This is a genomic window from Mucilaginibacter sp. (assembly GCF_965277465.1).
Taxonomy (GTDB): domain Bacteria; phylum Bacteroidota; class Bacteroidia; order Sphingobacteriales; family Sphingobacteriaceae; genus Mucilaginibacter.
The window spans coordinates 1,086,980-1,105,048 of the sequence record NZ_CBDICW010000002.1; the positions used below are offsets into that span (position 1 = coordinate 1,086,980).

Annotated in this window: 20 protein-coding genes; 6 read left to right on the forward strand and 14 right to left on the reverse strand. The window is 39.9% G+C overall.

What is annotated here, in order from left to right:
• Nucleotides 1-172: 172 nt before the first annotated feature.
• The 3 genes from ACQY4U_RS17205 to rsmG are packed head-to-tail and all read left to right on the forward strand — an operon-like array spanning nucleotide 173 to nucleotide 2,443.
• Nucleotides 173-1,231: a glycosyltransferase gene (locus tag ACQY4U_RS17205; RefSeq protein WP_428330687.1), complete on the forward strand. Its 1,059-nt coding sequence runs from the start codon at nucleotides 173-175 to the stop codon at nucleotides 1,229-1,231.
• A complete protein-coding gene (locus tag ACQY4U_RS17210; RefSeq protein WP_428330688.1) occupies nucleotides 1,222-1,827 on the forward strand; it encodes an RNA polymerase sigma factor in 606 nt (201 codons plus the stop codon). The genes ACQY4U_RS17205 and ACQY4U_RS17210 overlap by 10 nt, the downstream gene beginning before the upstream one ends.
• Nucleotides 1,817-2,443: a 16S rRNA (guanine(527)-N(7))-methyltransferase RsmG gene (rsmG, locus tag ACQY4U_RS17215; RefSeq protein ID WP_428330689.1), complete on the forward strand. Its 627-nt coding sequence runs from the start codon at nucleotides 1,817-1,819 to the stop codon at nucleotides 2,441-2,443. Before ACQY4U_RS17210 ends, rsmG begins: the two co-directional genes overlap by 11 nt.
• A gap of 96 nt (nucleotides 2,444-2,539) precedes the next feature.
• Here rsmG and ACQY4U_RS17220 read toward each other — a convergent pair whose 3' ends face one another.
• Genes ACQY4U_RS17220 through ACQY4U_RS17230 form a run of 3 tightly spaced genes read right to left on the reverse strand, consistent with a single transcriptional unit; the run spans nucleotide 2,540 to nucleotide 4,656 of the window.
• The gene (locus ACQY4U_RS17220) at nucleotides 2,540-3,007 is read right to left on the reverse strand and encodes an energy transducer TonB (RefSeq protein WP_428330690.1); all 468 of its coding nucleotides are present in this window, start codon (nucleotides 3,005-3,007) and stop codon (nucleotides 2,540-2,542) included.
• 54 nt (nucleotides 3,008-3,061) lie between these two features.
• On the reverse strand, nucleotides 3,062-4,282 hold the full coding sequence (locus ACQY4U_RS17225; RefSeq protein WP_428330691.1) for a M56 family metallopeptidase: 1,221 nt from the start codon (nucleotides 4,280-4,282) through the stop codon (nucleotides 3,062-3,064).
• A complete protein-coding gene (locus ACQY4U_RS17230) occupies nucleotides 4,282-4,656 on the reverse strand; it encodes a BlaI/MecI/CopY family transcriptional regulator (RefSeq protein WP_428330692.1) in 375 nt (124 codons plus the stop codon). Before ACQY4U_RS17230 ends, ACQY4U_RS17225 begins: the two co-directional genes overlap by 1 nt.
• Before the next feature lie 123 nt (nucleotides 4,657-4,779).
• Between ACQY4U_RS17230 and dprA the strand changes: the two genes are divergently transcribed.
• The gene (dprA, locus tag ACQY4U_RS17235) at nucleotides 4,780-5,880 is read left to right on the forward strand and encodes a DNA-processing protein DprA (RefSeq protein WP_428330693.1); all 1,101 of its coding nucleotides are present in this window, start codon (nucleotides 4,780-4,782) and stop codon (nucleotides 5,878-5,880) included.
• Between the two features lie 82 nt (nucleotides 5,881-5,962).
• Here the strand turns inward: dprA and ACQY4U_RS17240 are convergent, their stop codons facing one another.
• From ACQY4U_RS17240 to sppA, 8 genes are all read right to left on the reverse strand, one after another.
• Nucleotides 5,963-6,439, reverse strand: a complete 477-nt coding sequence (locus tag ACQY4U_RS17240; protein WP_428330694.1) for a SixA phosphatase family protein — start codon at nucleotides 6,437-6,439, stop codon at nucleotides 5,963-5,965.
• Nucleotides 6,440-6,500: 61 nt separating this feature from the next.
• A complete protein-coding gene (locus ACQY4U_RS17245; protein ID WP_428330695.1) occupies nucleotides 6,501-7,535 on the reverse strand; it encodes a glycosyltransferase family 9 protein in 1,035 nt (344 codons plus the stop codon).
• The gene (locus ACQY4U_RS17250) at nucleotides 7,535-8,140 is read right to left on the reverse strand and encodes a DUF4254 domain-containing protein (RefSeq protein WP_428330696.1); all 606 of its coding nucleotides are present in this window, start codon (nucleotides 8,138-8,140) and stop codon (nucleotides 7,535-7,537) included. Before ACQY4U_RS17250 ends, ACQY4U_RS17245 begins: the two co-directional genes overlap by 1 nt.
• Nucleotides 8,141-8,148: 8 nt before the next feature.
• Nucleotides 8,149-8,646: a D-glycero-beta-D-manno-heptose 1-phosphate adenylyltransferase gene (gene rfaE2 / locus ACQY4U_RS17255; protein WP_428330697.1), complete on the reverse strand. Its 498-nt coding sequence runs from the start codon at nucleotides 8,644-8,646 to the stop codon at nucleotides 8,149-8,151.
• Between the two features lie 10 nt (nucleotides 8,647-8,656).
• Nucleotides 8,657-9,211: a D-sedoheptulose 7-phosphate isomerase gene (gene gmhA, locus ACQY4U_RS17260; protein WP_428330698.1), complete on the reverse strand. Its 555-nt coding sequence runs from the start codon at nucleotides 9,209-9,211 to the stop codon at nucleotides 8,657-8,659.
• Nucleotides 9,212-9,269: 58 nt separating this feature from the next.
• Nucleotides 9,270-10,256 (reverse strand): D-glycero-beta-D-manno-heptose-7-phosphate kinase, encoded by a 987-nt coding sequence (rfaE1, locus tag ACQY4U_RS17265; RefSeq protein ID WP_428330699.1) that lies wholly within the window; start codon nucleotides 10,254-10,256, stop codon nucleotides 9,270-9,272.
• A 79-nt stretch (nucleotides 10,257-10,335) separates the two neighbouring features.
• Nucleotides 10,336-12,009 carry a helix-hairpin-helix domain-containing protein gene (locus tag ACQY4U_RS17270; RefSeq protein WP_428330700.1) on the reverse strand — a complete coding sequence of 558 codons (1,674 nt, stop codon included), beginning with the start codon at nucleotides 12,007-12,009 and terminating at the stop codon, nucleotides 10,336-10,338.
• Between the two features lie 72 nt (nucleotides 12,010-12,081).
• Nucleotides 12,082-13,863, reverse strand: a complete 1,782-nt coding sequence (gene sppA / locus ACQY4U_RS17275) for a signal peptide peptidase SppA (RefSeq protein WP_428330701.1) — start codon at nucleotides 13,861-13,863, stop codon at nucleotides 12,082-12,084.
• 87 nt (nucleotides 13,864-13,950) lie between these two features.
• Between sppA and folK the strand changes: the two genes are divergently transcribed.
• Nucleotides 13,951-14,436, forward strand: coding sequence for a 2-amino-4-hydroxy-6-hydroxymethyldihydropteridine diphosphokinase (gene folK, locus ACQY4U_RS17280; RefSeq protein WP_428330702.1), 486 nt, complete (start codon nucleotides 13,951-13,953; stop codon nucleotides 14,434-14,436).
• An 18-nt stretch (nucleotides 14,437-14,454) separates the two neighbouring features.
• Nucleotides 14,455-14,832: an Hpt domain-containing protein gene (locus ACQY4U_RS17285; protein ID WP_428330703.1), complete on the forward strand. Its 378-nt coding sequence runs from the start codon at nucleotides 14,455-14,457 to the stop codon at nucleotides 14,830-14,832.
• Between the two features lie 81 nt (nucleotides 14,833-14,913).
• Here the strand turns inward: ACQY4U_RS17285 and purS are convergent, their stop codons facing one another.
• From purS to rho, 3 genes are all read right to left on the reverse strand, one after another.
• Complete coding sequence (gene purS, locus ACQY4U_RS17290) at nucleotides 14,914-15,168, reverse strand: phosphoribosylformylglycinamidine synthase subunit PurS (protein ID WP_428330704.1); 255 nt, start codon at nucleotides 15,166-15,168, stop codon at nucleotides 14,914-14,916.
• 88 nt (nucleotides 15,169-15,256) lie between these two features.
• Nucleotides 15,257-16,000 carry a CDP-diacylglycerol--serine O-phosphatidyltransferase gene (gene pssA, locus ACQY4U_RS17295; protein ID WP_428330705.1) on the reverse strand — a complete coding sequence of 248 codons (744 nt, stop codon included), beginning with the start codon at nucleotides 15,998-16,000 and terminating at the stop codon, nucleotides 15,257-15,259.
• Nucleotides 16,001-16,089: 89 nt separating this feature from the next.
• A complete protein-coding gene (gene rho, locus ACQY4U_RS17300; RefSeq protein ID WP_428330706.1) occupies nucleotides 16,090-17,733 on the reverse strand; it encodes a transcription termination factor Rho in 1,644 nt (547 codons plus the stop codon).
• Nucleotides 17,734-18,069: the final 336 nt, after the last annotated feature.

An 18,069-nucleotide genomic window follows, 5' to 3' on the forward strand; every position in this document is an offset into this window, starting at 1 on the left:
AAACGCTTGATGATACCATTAAATTACTTTGATTAGTTTATAACTATTTAAATAATAAAGCTTTCAATTCCGTTGATTTTTGGCAAATTTGCACGATTATTTAAGCAGGGTTTTGGAAACATACATACAAGAGGCATTATTTATTTTATTTCAGTTTTGTTTTATAACTCAGTTGTATTTCCTGGTAAATAATCAAAGCAGGCTTACCGGCTACAAGCCTGTAAAAACCCTGCCTGATGCAACCGTACCTATCTCTGTCATCATCAGCGCGCGTAATGAGGCCGAGAACCTGCGCCGCTACCTGCCATCAATTTTGGAACAAAATTACCCTGATTTTGAAGTAGTGGTAATAAATGATTGCTCTTACGATTCATCATACGATGTGCTGGAGCAACTCAAGGAAACTTATCCCCATTTAAAAATTGTTACCATAACAGAACATGCAAGGTTTAAAACTGGTAAAAAATTCGCCCTTACTTTGGGTATAAAAGCTGCCAAAAACGAACATCTTTTATTTACCGATGCCGATTGCCAGCCAGCTTCTGATAACTGGATCACCCTGATGGCGGCTAACTTTAACAAGCCGGTTCAAATTATTTTAGGGTATTCACCTTATGCAAAAACCAATAATTTTTTAAACCCCTTTATCCGTTTTGAAACTATTAAAACAGCTATCAATTATTTATCGGCAGCAATAAACGGCGATGCTTATATGGGGATAGGGCGTAACCTGGCCTATACCAAAACCTTGTTTTTTGGTGCCAAAGGTTTTGCTGCACACATGCATGTTTTATCGGGCGATGATGATCTTTTTGTGAACCAAAATGCTACGGCCGAAAATACAGCCATTGAAATTAATGCAGATGCGTTTATGTACACGGATGCAAAAACTACGCTAAAAGCATGGTTCCGCCAAAAAAAGCGCCACATGGGAGTGGGCAAAATATATAAAAAGAGACACCGCCAAATGCTGAGTATTGATGCTGTAAGCGGGTTTATGTTCTATATTTTACTAACACTATGTATAGTTTTCAACTTTGAGCCCTTGTTAGCCATAGGTTTGTTTATGTTTAGATTGATTTTTCAACTAATCATTTACAGCAAGCTGTTTAAGCGCCTGGACGGTAAAGATTTGTTATGGTATTTGCCTTTTTTTGATTTGATTTACTATTTTTACTTAAACATTTTTGGCTTGATCGGCACCTTTATAAAAACCTCGCAATGGAAATAAATTCGAATTTCACCGAAAACGCAAAAAATGATTTTCATCTTGTGGTTAGGGCACGTACCGGTGATCAAAAGGCTTATGCCGATCTGATGCACCGCTATAAAGATTCCATTTATTTTATGGTGCTTAAAATGGTAAACAATAAGGAGGATGCAATGGATTTAACCGTTGAAACCTTTGCCAAAGCATTTGAAAAACTGGAGAAATACCAGCCCGATTATGCCTTTAGTACCTGGCTTTTTCGTGTGGCTACCAATAATTGTATCGATTTTATTCGCAAAAAAAAGCTGAACACCATGTCAATCCACGGTATGATGGATGAAGATGGTGAAGAAAAACAGTTGCAAATAAAGGCCGATGTTTTAAACCCCGAAGAAACATCTATTAAAAAACAGCAAACACAAGAGTTAAAATTACTGATAGAAAGTTTGCCGCCACGCTACCGTAACCTGATTACGCTGCGCTATTTTGACGAACTATCATACGAAGAAATTGCCCAGCAGCTTGATTTGCCTTTGGGTACAGTAAAGGCCCAGCTATTTAGGGCAAGGTACCTGCTTGGAAATATCATTAACCGCTTTAACAGGGATGACATCTGATATTATATTAAAATACTTTCCATCCCTTACTGCTCAACAGTTACAGCAATTTAACGAACTGCCCGAATTATACAATTTCTGGAACAACCAGATCAATGTAATATCGCGTAAGGATATTGACCTGCTTTATGAGCGCCATGTACTACACTCGTTAGGTATTGCCAAAGTGATGACCTTTTTGCCAGGTGAAAATGTGCTGGATGTAGGTACAGGCGGCGGCTTCCCGGGGATCCCATTAGCTATACTTTTTCCCGAAACACAGTTTTACCTGGTTGATTCAATTGGTAAAAAGATCAAGGTAGTACAGGAAGTTTCAAATGCCCTCGGGCTTAAAAATGTACGCTCATCGCATAATCGTGCCGAGCAGATCAATGAGAAATTTGATTTTGTGGTATCAAGGGCGGTTACCCGCTTAAGTGAATTTTATCCCTGGATAAAGGATAAGTTTAGCAAGCATTCAAAAAATACACTGCCAAACGGCACATTATACTTGAAGGGTGGGGATTTAACCGAAGAGATCATCGAATCAGGCTTAAAGGTTAAACAGTATTACCTGAAGGATTATTTTGAAGAAGAGTTTTTTGATACCAAACAGGTTATCTATATAAAAGGATAACACTCAAGCTTTATACAACAAATTGCCGAAGCGGTTTTAGCCGTTCAACAATCCATTGGGAATATATTTAATACCCTCCTGTTTATATTTTCTTATTTAAATTGAATAACCGGTAACAACTATTTCTTCTAACATTAAACCTGTTGTAACGTTGTTAACTTTAACATCTACTATCTGAACCGGCTGATCATTAGCCTTCACCTTGTTTTTATCAGGCGTGTTCTCAACAATTTTTACACCGTTGGTTTGTAAAGTAAACGCAATAGGCAAATCATAAGTAGCAGGTATTGCACCGGCGGGGCCGTTAAAGCTTTTAATCACCTTTACTATTTCGGCATCTATATCAGCATCAAGGCTGCGGAGAACTTTCAGATTCTCAATTTTACCATTCACAATCTTAAACCTAACAATCTCTCTGCCTTCAACATGGTTTTTACGTGAGTTTAATGGGTACCTTATTGTTTTTGCTATATACTTATACAAACTATCAAAAGGATTTACCGGTGGGGGCGGTGGATCAAGTGTTATATATGTAGGTGCCGCATGCGACGGGCCAACATTCATTACTTTTACATTTTTTAAAGATTTTGGCGGTGCAGGTGGCGGTGGTGGCGGGCGCTAATCAATGCTTTGCGGTGCAGCCATTGGTGCAGGTGGCGGCGGCGGCAGTTTAGCATAAATTGCCATTGAGGGAAATTGGTATCCATATTTATTTCGCAATAACTTTATATCGGCAGCAGTGGCAGTGTTTTTAAAATAGGCTTTTTCCTCACCATTTTTTTCGGTGATGATAACCCGGTAATTAGTTTTTCCTTTAATTAAATACCCGGTTTCCTGGTACTTATACCCTTTGGAGGTTGTTCTTGCTGCTGTATCTGCATTTTTAGCTGGCACAATGGCTACATCTGCAATTGGCACATGGCTACTTTGGGTGGTTGTGTGTTTTGGTGCCAGATCAACCCAGCCATAAGTTTTACTGAACCCTAAGGTTGATGCACAAAGCAATGCCCCGCAAATGGGCAAAGCCATAAGGTACTTTAGCCTGGCTAAATTCCCCGAACGTTTTTGGTTTAACATAATGATCCTCTTTTTTAATAGATTATAATTGAAAAATGAATGCGTTATTGGTAAACCATTTAGCCCGTAAGCATTATTAACCAAAAAGGATGAATAAGATAAGGCATCAGGTTCAAGGGCGGCAGTTTGCTCATCGGCAATGTATTCGTGCACGGTTTTCAGGCTCATCTGTAACAGGTATATCAAAGGATTGAACCAGTTAAAGATCTTTATCAGCTCCATAAAAACTATATCAGCCGAATGTTTTTGGCGCATGTGTACCAATTCATGCCTTATAATTATATCGGTACCGGCTGTTTTTGTGCCGATAAACAGGTAATTGAAAAAGGAAAATGCGATATTGGAGTTATCAATACTGATCATTTTGTATTTTCCATCAACCAATTGATTGGTAGTTTTGGTCATTTTTGAAAGCTGGATCAGCCTGAATAAAAGGACAATGGCCGTTACTATTGCCCCCAATAAATAAGCATATAACAACACATCCTGAAAGGTTAAGGGATTTGCAGCTGCATGAACAGGCGTAGCCGCAAATTGATTTACCCCTGTTTTAGGTAGCAGTACCAACGTTATAGCACCAGTATCAGCAGGTTTTAAGGCCCCAATTTGCAGCATGGGCAGCACAAACGAAATGACACAGCTAAACAATAGATACACTCTGTTTAGGGTATAATAGGTTTCCTTATTTAAAAACAGGCAGTACCCGGCATAAAATACGCACAGGTATAAATTTGCTTCGAGGAGGTAATGCAGCCAATTCATTATTTTTTGTTTTTTAGTTGATCAATCAATGTAGTTAATTCGTCCAGCTCTTTTACGTCCAGTTTCTTTTCGTCCACAATAAAAGATACCAGGCTCTGGTACGAATTGCTGAAATAATTTTTCATCATTTTATCAAATGTGAATTTCTTGTAGTCGCTTTCTTCAACCGTAGGGAAGTAAACATGTGAGTTGCCGTAAGCCTTATGATCAATAAATCCCTTGCCTTCCAATACCCGTACCACGGTTGATACCGTGTTGTAAGCAGGCTTAGGATCAGGCATTTCCTCAATAATATCCTTAACTATGGCTTCTTTTAACTGCCATAGTATTTGCATTATCTGTTCTTCGGCTTTGGTGAGTTCTTTAATGTGCATAGCAAACTATTTTTATAGTTAAGTAAAGATGCAACTATTTATATAGTTTGCAAACTATATTTATAGTTTTTTTTATAATGCTAATTATTTTAGGATATTTTATATTTTAGTGCCACCAAAACTATGTCACTATTACACAAGGTTGCCCTAACGTATGTTAAAAATATTGGCCCGTCGCTGGCTAAATCAATGCTCAGCTATTTTGGCGATGCCGAAAGTATTTTTAGCGCATCAAAAGCTAAGCTGCTGAGCGTACCGGGTGTTGGCGAAAAAACATACGCACAGTTAAATTTTACCGAAGCACTGTTAAAGGCAGAAACCGAGCTTAAGTTTATTGAAAAAAACAAGGTTGACGTTATTTTTTATACCGACAGTACCTATCCCAAAAGGTTAAAGAACTGTAATGATTCGCCTGTGTTGCTTTATTCAAAGGGCAATGCCAATTTAAATACGCAGCATGTTATCAGCATTGTGGGTACCCGCAACGCTACCGAATATGGTAAACTGCTTTGCAAGCAATTGATTGAGGAGTTACAACAATACAATATTTTAATAGTTAGCGGTTTAGCATTAGGCATTGATGTGGCTGCCCATAAAGAAAGTATTAAACTCAATGTACCCACTATTGGCGTTCTGGGCCACGGACTGGACAGGATGTACCCTAATCAAAACCGGGCAACTGCCGAAAAGATGTTAGAGAATGGTGGCTTATTAACAGAATATCCATCAGGAACTATCCCTGACAGGGAAAACTTTCCGCAGCGCAACCGGATTGTTGCCGGTATTGCCGATGCGACCATAGTGGTTGAAGCCAGTTTAAAGGGTGGTGCATTGATCACTGCCGAAATTGCTAACTCCTATAACAGGGATGTATTTGCATTTCCGGGTAGGGTTGGGGATGATTTTTCGGAGGGATGTAACTTCCTGATCCGTAATAATAAAGCTCAATTATTAACATGCGCTGCCGATGTGGCTTACAGCCTGGGTTGGGAACTTTCAGATACCTCAAAACCATTGATCGAGCAGTTTACCTTGCCGCTCGAATTATCGACAGATGAACGCCTGATATTTGAAATTATAAAGGCAAACGATGGGCCTTTGGCTATTGACGACATTACCATAAAAGCTAAAATGGCTACCAGTCAGCTGGCCATGAACCTGCTCAATATGGAAATGCAGGGCTATATCCAATCCTTACCGGGTAAAATTTACCGCATCAGTTAGGTTGTTCATTGGGCAATGGTAATAATTAGTCATTAACAAATGGTTATTTTGGCAACGGGATAGTTTTATAGCGGTGCTACTATTAATCTTTAGGAGAGCTGTAATAAGTTAGTTTGCCTAAGCCGCCACTTACAGATGCCCAATCGTCGGTGTCAAAAACAATTACGGCTACTGTGCTGGTATGTACTTCCCTTATCTCGCCAGTAAGGTAATACAATATCATATTTATACCCGGATTATGACCAACCAAGCCTATAGCATCATGCTCATTTGGTAGTTGATTAATTACCTGCAGCAGTGTTTTTTGGCTGGCTTCGTAAATTACCTTGTTAAACCGGGCTGGCGGCAAAGCTAAGTTATCTGTAAATATTTCGGCAGTTGTTTTAGTACGCAGGGCGGGGCTGCTTATTATTATTTCTGGTATTAGCCCAGTTTCTTTTAACTTGTCGGCCATAAAGGCTGCATCTTGTATGCCGGTATACTTTAAAGGCCTGTCAAAATCCTTCCCACCTGTATCTTTTTCGGCCCTGGCATGCCTTATCAATACCAATTTTTTCATAAGCTAAAATAACTAAAAGCAGGGCAATAAACGGTATTTTGTTAAAAAATATTAGGGGGATTTACTGGCTGATGAATTTGCTTAATGCATCAACTATAGTTTGCGGTTCAATATTGTATAAACAAGCATAATCCTTACGGAAGCAGGGCTTATTACCGTATATGGAACATGGACGGCATGCTATATCATCGGCAACTATATTGCTTTCGGATTGGCCGTAGCCTAAAAAACCGGCATAATGATGGGTGGCGCCCCAAACAGAAACTACGGGCACGCCTTCAAGTGATGCCAGGTGCATCCCCGCCGAATCCATACTCATCATTACATCCAGCTGCCTGATTAGTAAAAGTTCCTGCTGCATGTTGATGCGCCTAACCAGCGATATGGTATTTTTATACTTACGCTGCCATTCAAGGCAAATTTCTTCTTCAAGTATGCTGCCACCAAAAAGAAACAGTTTTACGTCCTGATCACTTAGGATGCGGATAATCTCCTCAGTTTTTTCCAGCGGGTAGATCTTTCCTTTATGCTTGGCAAACGGAGCAATACCAATCCATGTTGAAGTTTTCTTGCCTGCGATGCCTTCCAATTCTTCACTAAAAACAATAGGCTGTTTTTGTAGCTGATGATCGAGGATTAACTCAAAACCTAATTTTCTGAATACATCAGCATAACGCTCTGTGGTTAATTTTAGCGGTTTTAATACTTTGTTGGGGAAACGGGTAAGTAACTTTTTCTCATCACGACCTTTATCAATATATGCATATTTGGTGCCTGATAGACCGAAAAAGTTTCGGAGTATTTTTGTCCGCAGGTTATCGTGCAGGTCGGCCAGTGCGTAGTAATTGTTTTCTTTTTTAAGGTGACGGAACAATTTTACTATGCCTCCTAAACCAGTATATAACTGTTTAAGGTCGGCCTCATAAAATGTTAAGCGGGGAATATCACTAAAAAAGCCGGCAAACTCAGGGCGTGAAACATAGGTGATAGTTACATCAGGATGCTGGGCTAAAAGGGCTTTTATAACCGGGACAGTCATTGCCACATCGCCCATAGCCGAGAAACGGGTAACCAATATATGCTTTGTAGCAGGCATTATTTTTTGCTATTATACAAAACAGGGTTCAGCTCCGGGTCGTTGTACATTTTCATTTGGCGGTATACTTTCATGTATTTTTCGCCTTTTTCTATATCAGCCAACAGTTCATCAATAGCTAAGGAAAGGTCGGTACGCTGTTGTAGCAGGATAGATAATTTTGCTTTACGCTGGTTTAAATGTTCCTCATCAACATTGGTACGGATAGTTTCTTCGTACATGTGATAGATCTTTAAAGCTAAAATTGATAGCCTGTCAATGGCCCATGCCGGGCTTTCGGTATTGATCTTTGCCGATGCTGAAACTACGATATCTTTGTATTTATCTAAAAAGTAGCTGTCTATAACTTCCACCAGGTCTGTACGGTCCTGGTTTGAGCTATCTATCCTCCGTTTCCATCTTAAGGCCTCAGCAGGTATAATAGCCGGATCACGAACTTCATCTTCCATGTGCCATTGTGCGGTATCTATCCAACATTTGGCGTAGAGCAAGCTTTCAAAAGTACCTGCATCAAAAGGGTTAGGGCAGGTTTTATCAATTTCATTATACAAATGATAATCCTTTATAACCTGTTCAAATACCTTGTTGCAAAGCTCACTTATCATTTTATAACCTATCTTTCTTTAATTTTATTAATAATTGAGGTTGATGAATATCCCTCAACAAAGTTAATGGTTTTAACTTCACCACCGTTTGCAATTACTTCTTTACCGCCAACAATATTCTCAATGGCATAATCGGCACCTTTTACCAATATATCGGGCAATAAGGATGTGATCAGGTTGAGCGGGGTATCCTCTTCAAAAACAACAATACCATCCACAAAAAATAAGGCGGCTAATAAAATTGCCCTGCTGTTCTGGTCATTTACCGGGCGGCTTTCGCCTTTGATGCGCTTTACAGAACTATCTGCATTAAGGCCGATGATCAGTTTGTGGCCTAATTCGGCTGCTTTTGCCAGGTAGGTTATATGCCCGATATGCAGCAGATCAAACACCCCATTGGTAAACACTACCTTTTTGCCTTCTTTTTGCCATGAATTTACCATGGTCTTAAGCAGGGGCAGGGGCTGTATTTTGGTAAGCAGTGTCTTTTCTATATCGGCTCTCATTGTTTTTTGATTAGAATAAGTTGTCTACCGCCTGGCAAAGGATATGGCCAATCAAAATATGCATTTCCTGGATCCGCGCCGTAGTATCCGAGGGTACTACAATATTCAGCTCACAAAGACCATTCATTTTGCCACCATCACGGCCCGAAAGGCCTAAGGTATGGCATTCGGCATCTTTAGCCGCTAAAAAGGCATTCAATATTCCCTGGCTGTTGCCACTGGTTGAAATACCGATAAAAAGATCGCCGGGTTGTGCCAGGGCTTCAACCTGGCGGGCAAATACATGATCATAACCATAATCATTAGCAATTGCCGTTAATGCCGATGTATCAGTAGTTAAGGCAATACCGGGTAAAGCCCTGCGGTTTTTAACAAAACGGCCGCTTAGCTCTGCTGCTATATGCTGGGCATCGGCAGCGCTGCCGCCATTGCCGGCAAGCAATACCTTTTTACCGTTTTTTATGGTAGTGGTTATCATTTCGCAAGCCTGTTCAATATCGCCTGTAAGCAGGTCAATTACTTTTTTTATCAGCTGCTGATGATCGTTAAGTTCTTCAATAACCATTATTTGGTGATTATAGATTTTTAAATTAAAGGTTGATTAGTAAAGCTAATTCAATGAATTAAGCTTTACTGCCTTCCATATCTTTTATAATTTCGTTAATAGTTGTGGTGGCGCTGCCCACATGCCTTATTACAATTGCAGCAGCATGGTTAGCCAATTCGCATGCTTCATTAACCGAAAAGCCCTGTGCTATAAAATACGCAATGGTAGCTATTACGGTATCGCCTGCGCCGGTAACATCAAAAACCTCGGTTGCTTTAACGGGCAGCAGTTCAGTAGTTTTTTCGGTGATGATGGCCATCCCTTCTTCCGAAAGGGTCACGATTAAATACTGGGTGCCGGTTTGCGCAATGATGGTTTTTGCCGCCGTCTGCAGATCGGTAATGCTATTTATTTTTTCGGCTTTTGCAGCTTCGGCTAATTCCTTGCGGTTGGGTTTTATAAGGTATGCACCCTTATATTTCTCATAATTAAGCCCTTTTGGATCAATGATCACCTTTTTTTTATGATCGTTTGCAACCTTAATGAGCTTTTGTGTTAACCCGGCAGCAAATAAGCCTTTGTTATAATCAGAGAAGATAATAATATCCGCCGAATCAATGATTGAGCTAAGCTTCAGGATCAGTTCTTCTTCTAATTGGGCAGAGATATGATCGGTAACTTCCCTGTCAACCCTTACCAATTGATGGCTGCCCACCAGTACGCGGGTTTTTATAGTAGTAGGCCGCGACGCATCCTTAATTATTGTATTGGTTTTAACACCTTCGTTTTCTAAAATCTGAATCAGCTGCATGCCGTAGGCATCATCGCCAATAATACCTGCTACGGTTACACTGGCACCAAGTGCAACTAAGTTTTGCACCACATTACCGGCACCACCTAAGGTAGTTGATTCACTTTTTACGTTCACAATGGGCACCGGTGCTTCGGGCGATAACCTGGAAGCATTACCTACAATATAATGATCGATCATCAGGTCGCCGATAACCAAAATTGATGGCTTTTTTTGATCTGATGGGATGGAACGTATTTTATCTATTAGCATATTGTCATTGGTCATTAGCCATTCGTCATCACAGGTTTTTACCTATGTTAACTTTCAGACTATCTGGGTCTTCGCGCTATTAACCTCTTTTTTTATCGAAAACTTCTTTAATTTCCTGCAATGATAACGCATTTAAGCATCTTTCCTTATATAAGCCGCCTTTTCGGGCAACTAATACGCCATAATGCATATCTAAAAAGCCTTCCCTGCGGTGCGCATCAGGGTTTATAGACAGCCAAACCCCTTTATCAAGCGCATACTGATGCCAGCGCCAGTCTAAATCTAAACGTAGCGGATTGGCATTTATCTCAATTACTACATTATTTGCAGCGCAGGCATCAATTACCTTTTTATAATCAATAGGATAGCCGTTACGACTTAGCAATAGCCTGCCGGTTGGGTGGCCAAGTATAGTGGTATAAGGGTTTTCAATAGCTTTAATTAAACGCGAGGTCGCTTTTTCTTCGTCCATTTTTAGGATGGAGTGTACCGATGCAACCACAAAATCAAAACGTTTTAAGATCTCGTCTGGGTAGTCCAAACCACCATCATATAAAATATCTGATTCTATTCCCTTAAATATATGAAAACCGTTCAGCTTTTTGTTTAAATGATCAATCTCTTCCTGCTGTTGTAAAACACGCTCAATACTTAAGCCTTTAGCATAAAAGGCACTCTTGCTATGGTCGCACATGCCCAAATATTCAAGCTTTAGCTCATCGCGGCAGTAAAGCGCCATTTCTTCAACCGTGTTGATCCCATCGCTCCAGGTACTGTGGTTATGCAGGGTGCCCTTTAAATCGTAATAGGAAATTAACTTTGGCAGTGCATTTTTAAAGGCTTTGTCAATATAGGCAATCCCTTCACGCAGTTCGGGCTGCATAAATGCTACACCAGCCTTTTCATAGATCAGCTCTTCGCTTGTCGACTGGTCAATCTCATCGGTTATTTTATCAAGAATAGCTTTTACATGCTCATCATCGCCCGTCTGCAAAAATATTTCTTTATAAAAGTAGCGCTTCTCCACACATACAATATCTACCTTCAGGCCGTTTTCAAACTTGCCGGTAATATGATCTGTATTGGTTTCTACACTGGTTAATATTTCCGAATTTAATAAAGAGTTAAAAGCAATTTCCTGGTCGCGGCTACCTAATACAATCACCAGTTGGTTAATGATCTCGCAGCATCTTCTAAATTCGCCAGCATACTGAACCAATGCATCAGGGAAAATGGCCTTTATTAAATCCATCAGCCTTTTTGCTTCCGGTTCCACCTGCGCATATAAGAATTTGCCGTGGCTGGCCATCGTAAACTCAATGGCTTTACGAATATCATCCTGGGTTTTTAAGCCGAAGCCCTTTGCTTCAACCAAACGGTTCTCGTTACAGGCATAATAAAGTTCGCCAAGGTTCTCTATCTCCAGGTCGCGCCAAATGATGGCTACCTTTTTAGGGCCTATACCTTTGATGCCCATCATTTCAATAACGCCGGCAGGTGTTTGGCTAAGCATCTCGTCCAGCTCGGCCATAGTGCCTGTTTGCAGCAATTCGGTAACTTTTGCAACTATACTTTTACCTATACCATCAATTTTTTCAAGTTCTTCTAATGATTTTCCGGCGATAGGGAAAGGCAGCTTATCAACTTTGAGGGCTGCATTGGCGATGGATTTAATCTTAAACGGATTAACATCGTGCAGTTCCATCAGTTGCGATAACAAGCGAAGCTTACGGGCTATGGGTTTATTTTCCATAAAATGATTGAGGGGCAAAAATACGAAAGCCGCCCTAAACAGACGGCTTTCCAATCAAAATATATTTTAAAACTAATTAATCACAATTTCATAAGGCAGGCGGGCCTGCGGGGTACGCATCATTTGGGTTACACCTTTTAGCTGCTGGTAGTATTTGAAGTTTTCGCCAAGCTCTGATTTCATCACGTACGATTTGATCTCAGCATTCATCCCCAGGCCAAACTTGTTTAAAAAGCTCTTTTGCTCCGGGTACGATACCAGGTTATAGTTTTTAAGCTTAGCCATTTTTGCTGCCGAACTTACGGCATCGTTTATGTTTCCAAGCCTGTCAACCAAGCCAATTTTTAAAGCCTGCGATCCTGTCCACACGCGGCCCTGGCCAATACTGTTTATGTAAGCCTGTGTTTTATGGCGGCCATCGGCTACCGCTTTTGTAAAGCTATCATAACCCTGGTTTACCTGGTTTTGCAATATTGCTTTTTCTTCTGGGCTTAATGGCCTGCTAACTTCGCCTAAATCAGCGTATTTTCCGGTTTTTACCCCATCAAAGGTTATCCCAAGCTTATCATTAAAAAACTTTTGCATGTTTGGCAACACCGCAAAAATACCTATAGAGCCCGTAATGGTATTAGGTTCGGCAATGATAGAATCTGCCGCGCAGGAGATATAGTAACCACCTGATGCCGCATAATCACCCATAGAAACAATAATAGGCTTTACCTTTTTGGTAAGCATTACTTCGCGCCAGATCACATCCGACGCCAGTGAACTGCCACCCGGCGAGTTTACCCTTAATACCACCGCTTTCACTTTATTATCTAAACGTACCTGGCGCAATGCTTTTGAAATTCTTTCAGATCCTATGCTGTTATCTTCGCCCTCACCGCCAACAATATCGCCTGATGCATAAACAATGGCAATACGGTTTTTTGATTCTTCTTTTTTATCATCGGCGTTATCTGCATCGGTTTTGCCATAGTCGCTCAGCTCAACACTTTTCAGATCACTTTTTTCATCAACACCTGTACGCTGTTTAAGGTCGTTTAAAATCTCATCTTTATACTTCAGGCCATCAACCAATTTGTATTTAAGCGCATCTTCGGGCAGGCGTATTTTCATTTCATTAGCAATGCTAAATAATGAGTCTTTATTGATCTTACGGCTTTGGCTAATGCCGGTTAAAAAATGATCATATAACGAACCTAAGTAGGAGGTAACCTGTAAACGGTTAGCATCGCTCATCTGGGTTAAAAAGTAAGGTTCAACAGCACTTTTGTAAGTACCTACCTTTATTATCTGTGCTTCAATGCCCAGTTTATCAAGCGCACCTTTCAGGAAGGTTACCTGCTGGCTAAAGCCCTTAAAATCAAAAATTCCTTTTGGGTTGATGTAAACCTTATCGGCAACCGAGGCCAGGTAGTAAGATCCCTGTGTGTAGATCTCTGAGTAAGCTACAATGAATTTGCCCGATTTTTTAAAATCTATCAGTGCGTTACGAATCTCTTCGGATGTTGCTTCGGCAGGGGTAACATCGCTTTCGTCTAAAAATATGCCTTTAATATTGGAGTCGGTTTTGGCTTTTTTAATGTTAGCCAGTATATCGTTAAGCCCAACTGATTTTTCAGATTCGATGCCTAAAAAGCTAAGGCCCGATAACGGATTGTTTGGTGTACGCTCGGTTACCGAATAATTGAAGGCGATCTGCAAAACAGAGTTGGATTCAACCTCGACTGATTTATCATTACCTGAAGCAACCAAACCTGCTATTACCACGAAAATAACAACGAAAATTATGACACTTGTTAGAATAAAACCGACCATAGTGGCCAGGACAAATTTGAAGAATTGTTTCATTAAATGTTATAAATCTTTTATCTATGCAAACTTAGCAATTCGATACCGTATAATATTAAGAGCTTTATACATAATATTTGTTACAACATGATTGATGTTTTTTTATTACTGGGCAGTAACCTTGGCGATAGGCACCTGTTTATGCAACAGGCTATTAAGCTGATTGAAAATGATATTGCGCCGGTTATAAAAACCTCGTCGGTTTATGAAACACAATCATGGGGTAAAACGGATGCGCCCGATTACCTTAACCAGGTAATACTGCTGCAAACCAGTTTGCCGGCACAAATTATCCTGCAAAAAATATTGGCTATTGAAATTGTTTTGGGCCGTAAACGGGAGGAGAAATGGGGATCGCGCACGATAGATATTGATATTTTATTTTACGGCGATGCAGTTATTAATGAAGACAATCTGCAAATTCCTCACCCCGAATTGCATAACCGGAGGTTTACTCTTGAACCATTGGCTGAGATAGCTCCCGCTTTTATTCATCCGGTAATTAATAAAAGTATATTAGGTATAAAAAGTGAACTTAAAGATAATTTGATCGTAAAAAAGTTTTATTTTTGATGGATATAAACTTACATTATGTCGTATACTTTGCCTGACCAGGATCTCGATCTTTCCTTTTTGTATGAAATTGCCGATGGCAGCAATGAGTTTATTGTAGAATCGATCGACATGTTTTTGCACCATACGCCTGAACTTTTACAAACTATTTCGAAAGGAATAGCTGAAAAAGACTGGACTATTGTAGCATCAGCAGCGCATAAGTTAAAGCCTAATCTTGGTTTTTTCGGTATGCCCATAAGCCAGGCTACCGTACAAGAGGTTGAACTAATGGCTAAAGCAGGAGCACCCGAGCCTGAACTGTTAGTATCTAAATTTAACGAGGTACATGCTATCATCGCTAAAAACTTAGATACCCTTGTAACTATTAAGGCAGAAATAGCCGCCACGCTTTAATATCCGCTATAAAAAACAAAGGTTAGAGAATTGTTTACGCAAACAAATCCCTAACCTCAAGTTATATAGTTTCGTTAAGTATTAAACTTCTTCTAATCTAAAAGTATAGCTTTCCATAATTAGGTTTGCCAGCAGGTTTTTACAAGCTGTGTCAACTTTGGTATGGGCAGTTTCGGCACTGTCTGCTTCAAGCTCAAGGGTTATGTGTTTGCCAATACGTATGTTTTGAATTTCGGCTAAACCAAGGTTTTTCATGCTTCCTGTTACTGCTTTTCCTTGCGGGTCAAGTATTTCTTTTTTTGGCATTACGTCAATTTCAGCCTGAAACTTTTTCATTAAAATATTGGTTTTGTGTAATAGTTTGATCTTTAAATGAACTTTCAGATGCTTTCCTTAAAACAGATGATAAAGCTTTTTAATGACTTTATTTTTCTTCTTGCGGGGCGCTCATGATAGGATCATTTGCGAATTTAAATTTGATTATTGATAGGATGATATATATTAATATAACCACCGGTACTGCGGCAAATTTAAAAAATAGTATCAGTATTGCCGCAATCAGCAGTAATAAATAGCGGAAAATATTTTCGTTAAAATCCCTGTTCTTGAATTTTAAGGACATCATTGGCAATTCAAGCACCAGCAATGAGCACATCACCACAATAAAGCACGATAACACAATAGGATTTAACAGGTACGGTGTATAATACTCGTTATTATGGCTGATAGTTATTGGGAACGAGGCGATCAATATGGCGTTGGCTGGTGTGGGCAAACCTATAAAGTTTTCGGCCTGGCGGGTATCTACATTAAACTTTGCCAACCTTAATGCCGAAAATACCGGGATTAAAAATGCAATGAAATTTAACCAGGTGCTTACATTATCAATTTGATGTGCCTGTAAAAGCAATTGATACATAATTACTGCGGGTAATACGCCAAAGCTTACCATATCAGCCAGTGAATCGAGGTCTTTCCCTATGCCCGAAAATGATTTAAGCACACGTGAGGCAAGCCCGTCAAAGAAATCAAAAATTGCCGAAAGGAAGATGGCGTATGCAGCTGCAACAAGTTCTCCTTTAAAAGCCAGCACAATACCTACGCAACCGCTAAAAAGGTTTGCACAGGTAATGGCATTTGGTAAGTGTTTTTTGAGCCGATTCTTCATTCCGGTATGAAGGTATCAAGATTTTGTTAAGTATTTATGAAGTTGTGTATTAACTTTCTGCTAATTATAACTTCATAAATACTAAATTATTACGAATTCATGGAAATCAAAAACTCTTCGTTGGTTTTTGTGCCTTTAATCTGGCCCTGTAAAAACTCCATTGATTCCTGCGAGTTCATGTCTGCCAGGTGGTTACGCAATATCCAGATGCGTTGTAAGGTCTCACGGTCAAGCAACAGATCATCACGACGGGTGCTTGAAGCAGTGATGTCAATAGCAGGGAAAATACGTTTGTTAGATAATTTACGATCCAACTGAAGCTCCATGTTACCGGTACCTTTAAACTCTTCAAAAATAACCTCGTCCATTTTTGATCCGGTTTCGGTTAATGCTGTAGCTATAATAGTTAATGAACCACCATCCTCAATGTTACGGGCAGCACCAAAGAAACGTTTAGGTTTGTGCAATGCGTTAGCATCCACACCTCCCGATAATATTTTACCTGATGCAGGAGCCACTGTATTGTATGCACGGGCAAGGCGGGTGATTGAATCCAGCAGGATCACAACATCGTGGCCGCACTCAACCATTCTTTTTGCTTTTTCTAAAACGATATTTGCAATTTTTACGTGACGCTCAGCAGGCTCATCAAATGTTGATGATACTACTTCGGCACGTACGCTGCGCGACATATCTGTAACCTCCTCAGGGCGCTCATCGATCAATAAAATGATCAGGTAAACTTCCGGGTGGTTTTTAGCAATGGCGTTGGCTACATCCTTTAATAACATGGTTTTACCAGTTTTAGGCTGCGCAACAATTAAACCACGCTGTCCTTTACCAATAGGTGAGAACAAATCCATTATACGGGTTGAATAGTTACCGGCATCGGTAAACAGGTTCAACTTTTCTGATGGGAATAGTGGGGTTAAGTGATCAAAAGGTACGCGGTCACGTACTTCTGCAGGGATGCGGCCGTTAATGGCTTCCACACGTACCAAAGGGAAGTATTTTTCACCTTCTTTCGGCGGACGGATGCTGCCACGTACGGTATCACCTGTTTTAAGACCAAAAAGTTTTATTTGCGACTGTGATACATAAATATCATCAGGCGATGTTAAGTAGTTATAATCAGATGAGCGTAAAAAGCCGTACCCATCGGGCATAATCTCCAACACACCTTCATTAACAATAACATTGTCAAAATCAAGGTTTATAGCAGGTTCCTGGTTTTTTTGCTGGTTATTTTGATTGTTTACCCGGCGCTCAAATTTAGGGTTGCGTCCTTCAACAATCTGGCCTTCGGTTTTGACAGCATTTTCTTCAGCCTGTACAGGCGCGGTAGTTTCACCTATATTGTCGCTTTGGCTTTCTTCTGCGGTTATTGCAGGGGCAGCTTCAGGCTCTTCTGCTGGTGTTTCGTCATCCTGTGCATCAAATAAATTGGTGTCATCTAACGGAACCTCAACACGTGGCGTAGTGCTGCTTTTTATAGTACGAACTCTTTTACGTGTTTTTTCGCTGGCTTCGGCAGGGGTTTCATCAATGGCAGCATAATTACTGTTCACAGTGTTTTGTTGAGCACGGGCTGCTTCAATTAACTGCGATTGTTCTACAATTTTAGTGATAAGTGGCGCTTTTCTAAGTTCATCAGCCTCGGCAATACCCAGGTTTTTAGCAATATCACGCAACTCAGAAACGAGTTTATCGTTCAATTCGTTTGTATCAAACATATTATGAATTATAGTTCAAAAGGATTTTTAATAAGAATAATTTTTTGTAGTGGTATTTATTTTTCAAGTGTACCTAATGGTACCGGCATTTTCACTTACTATTTAGTTGCTTACCCAAAGCAGGGTATTTAATGTGTTTTAGCAAATTCTATTTATAAAATTTTATAAACGGAGATGTTTTTAATGAAATAAATTTGTTATGCAACCTGTTTATGCAACATCTAAACCCATGTAAAAATTTAAAAAAAATAAACGTGGAGTTTTAAATTGTTTCTTTAGTGCAAGAAAAATTCAATGGAAAACATTGCAATTCTACTCATTAAATTTAAATTATCA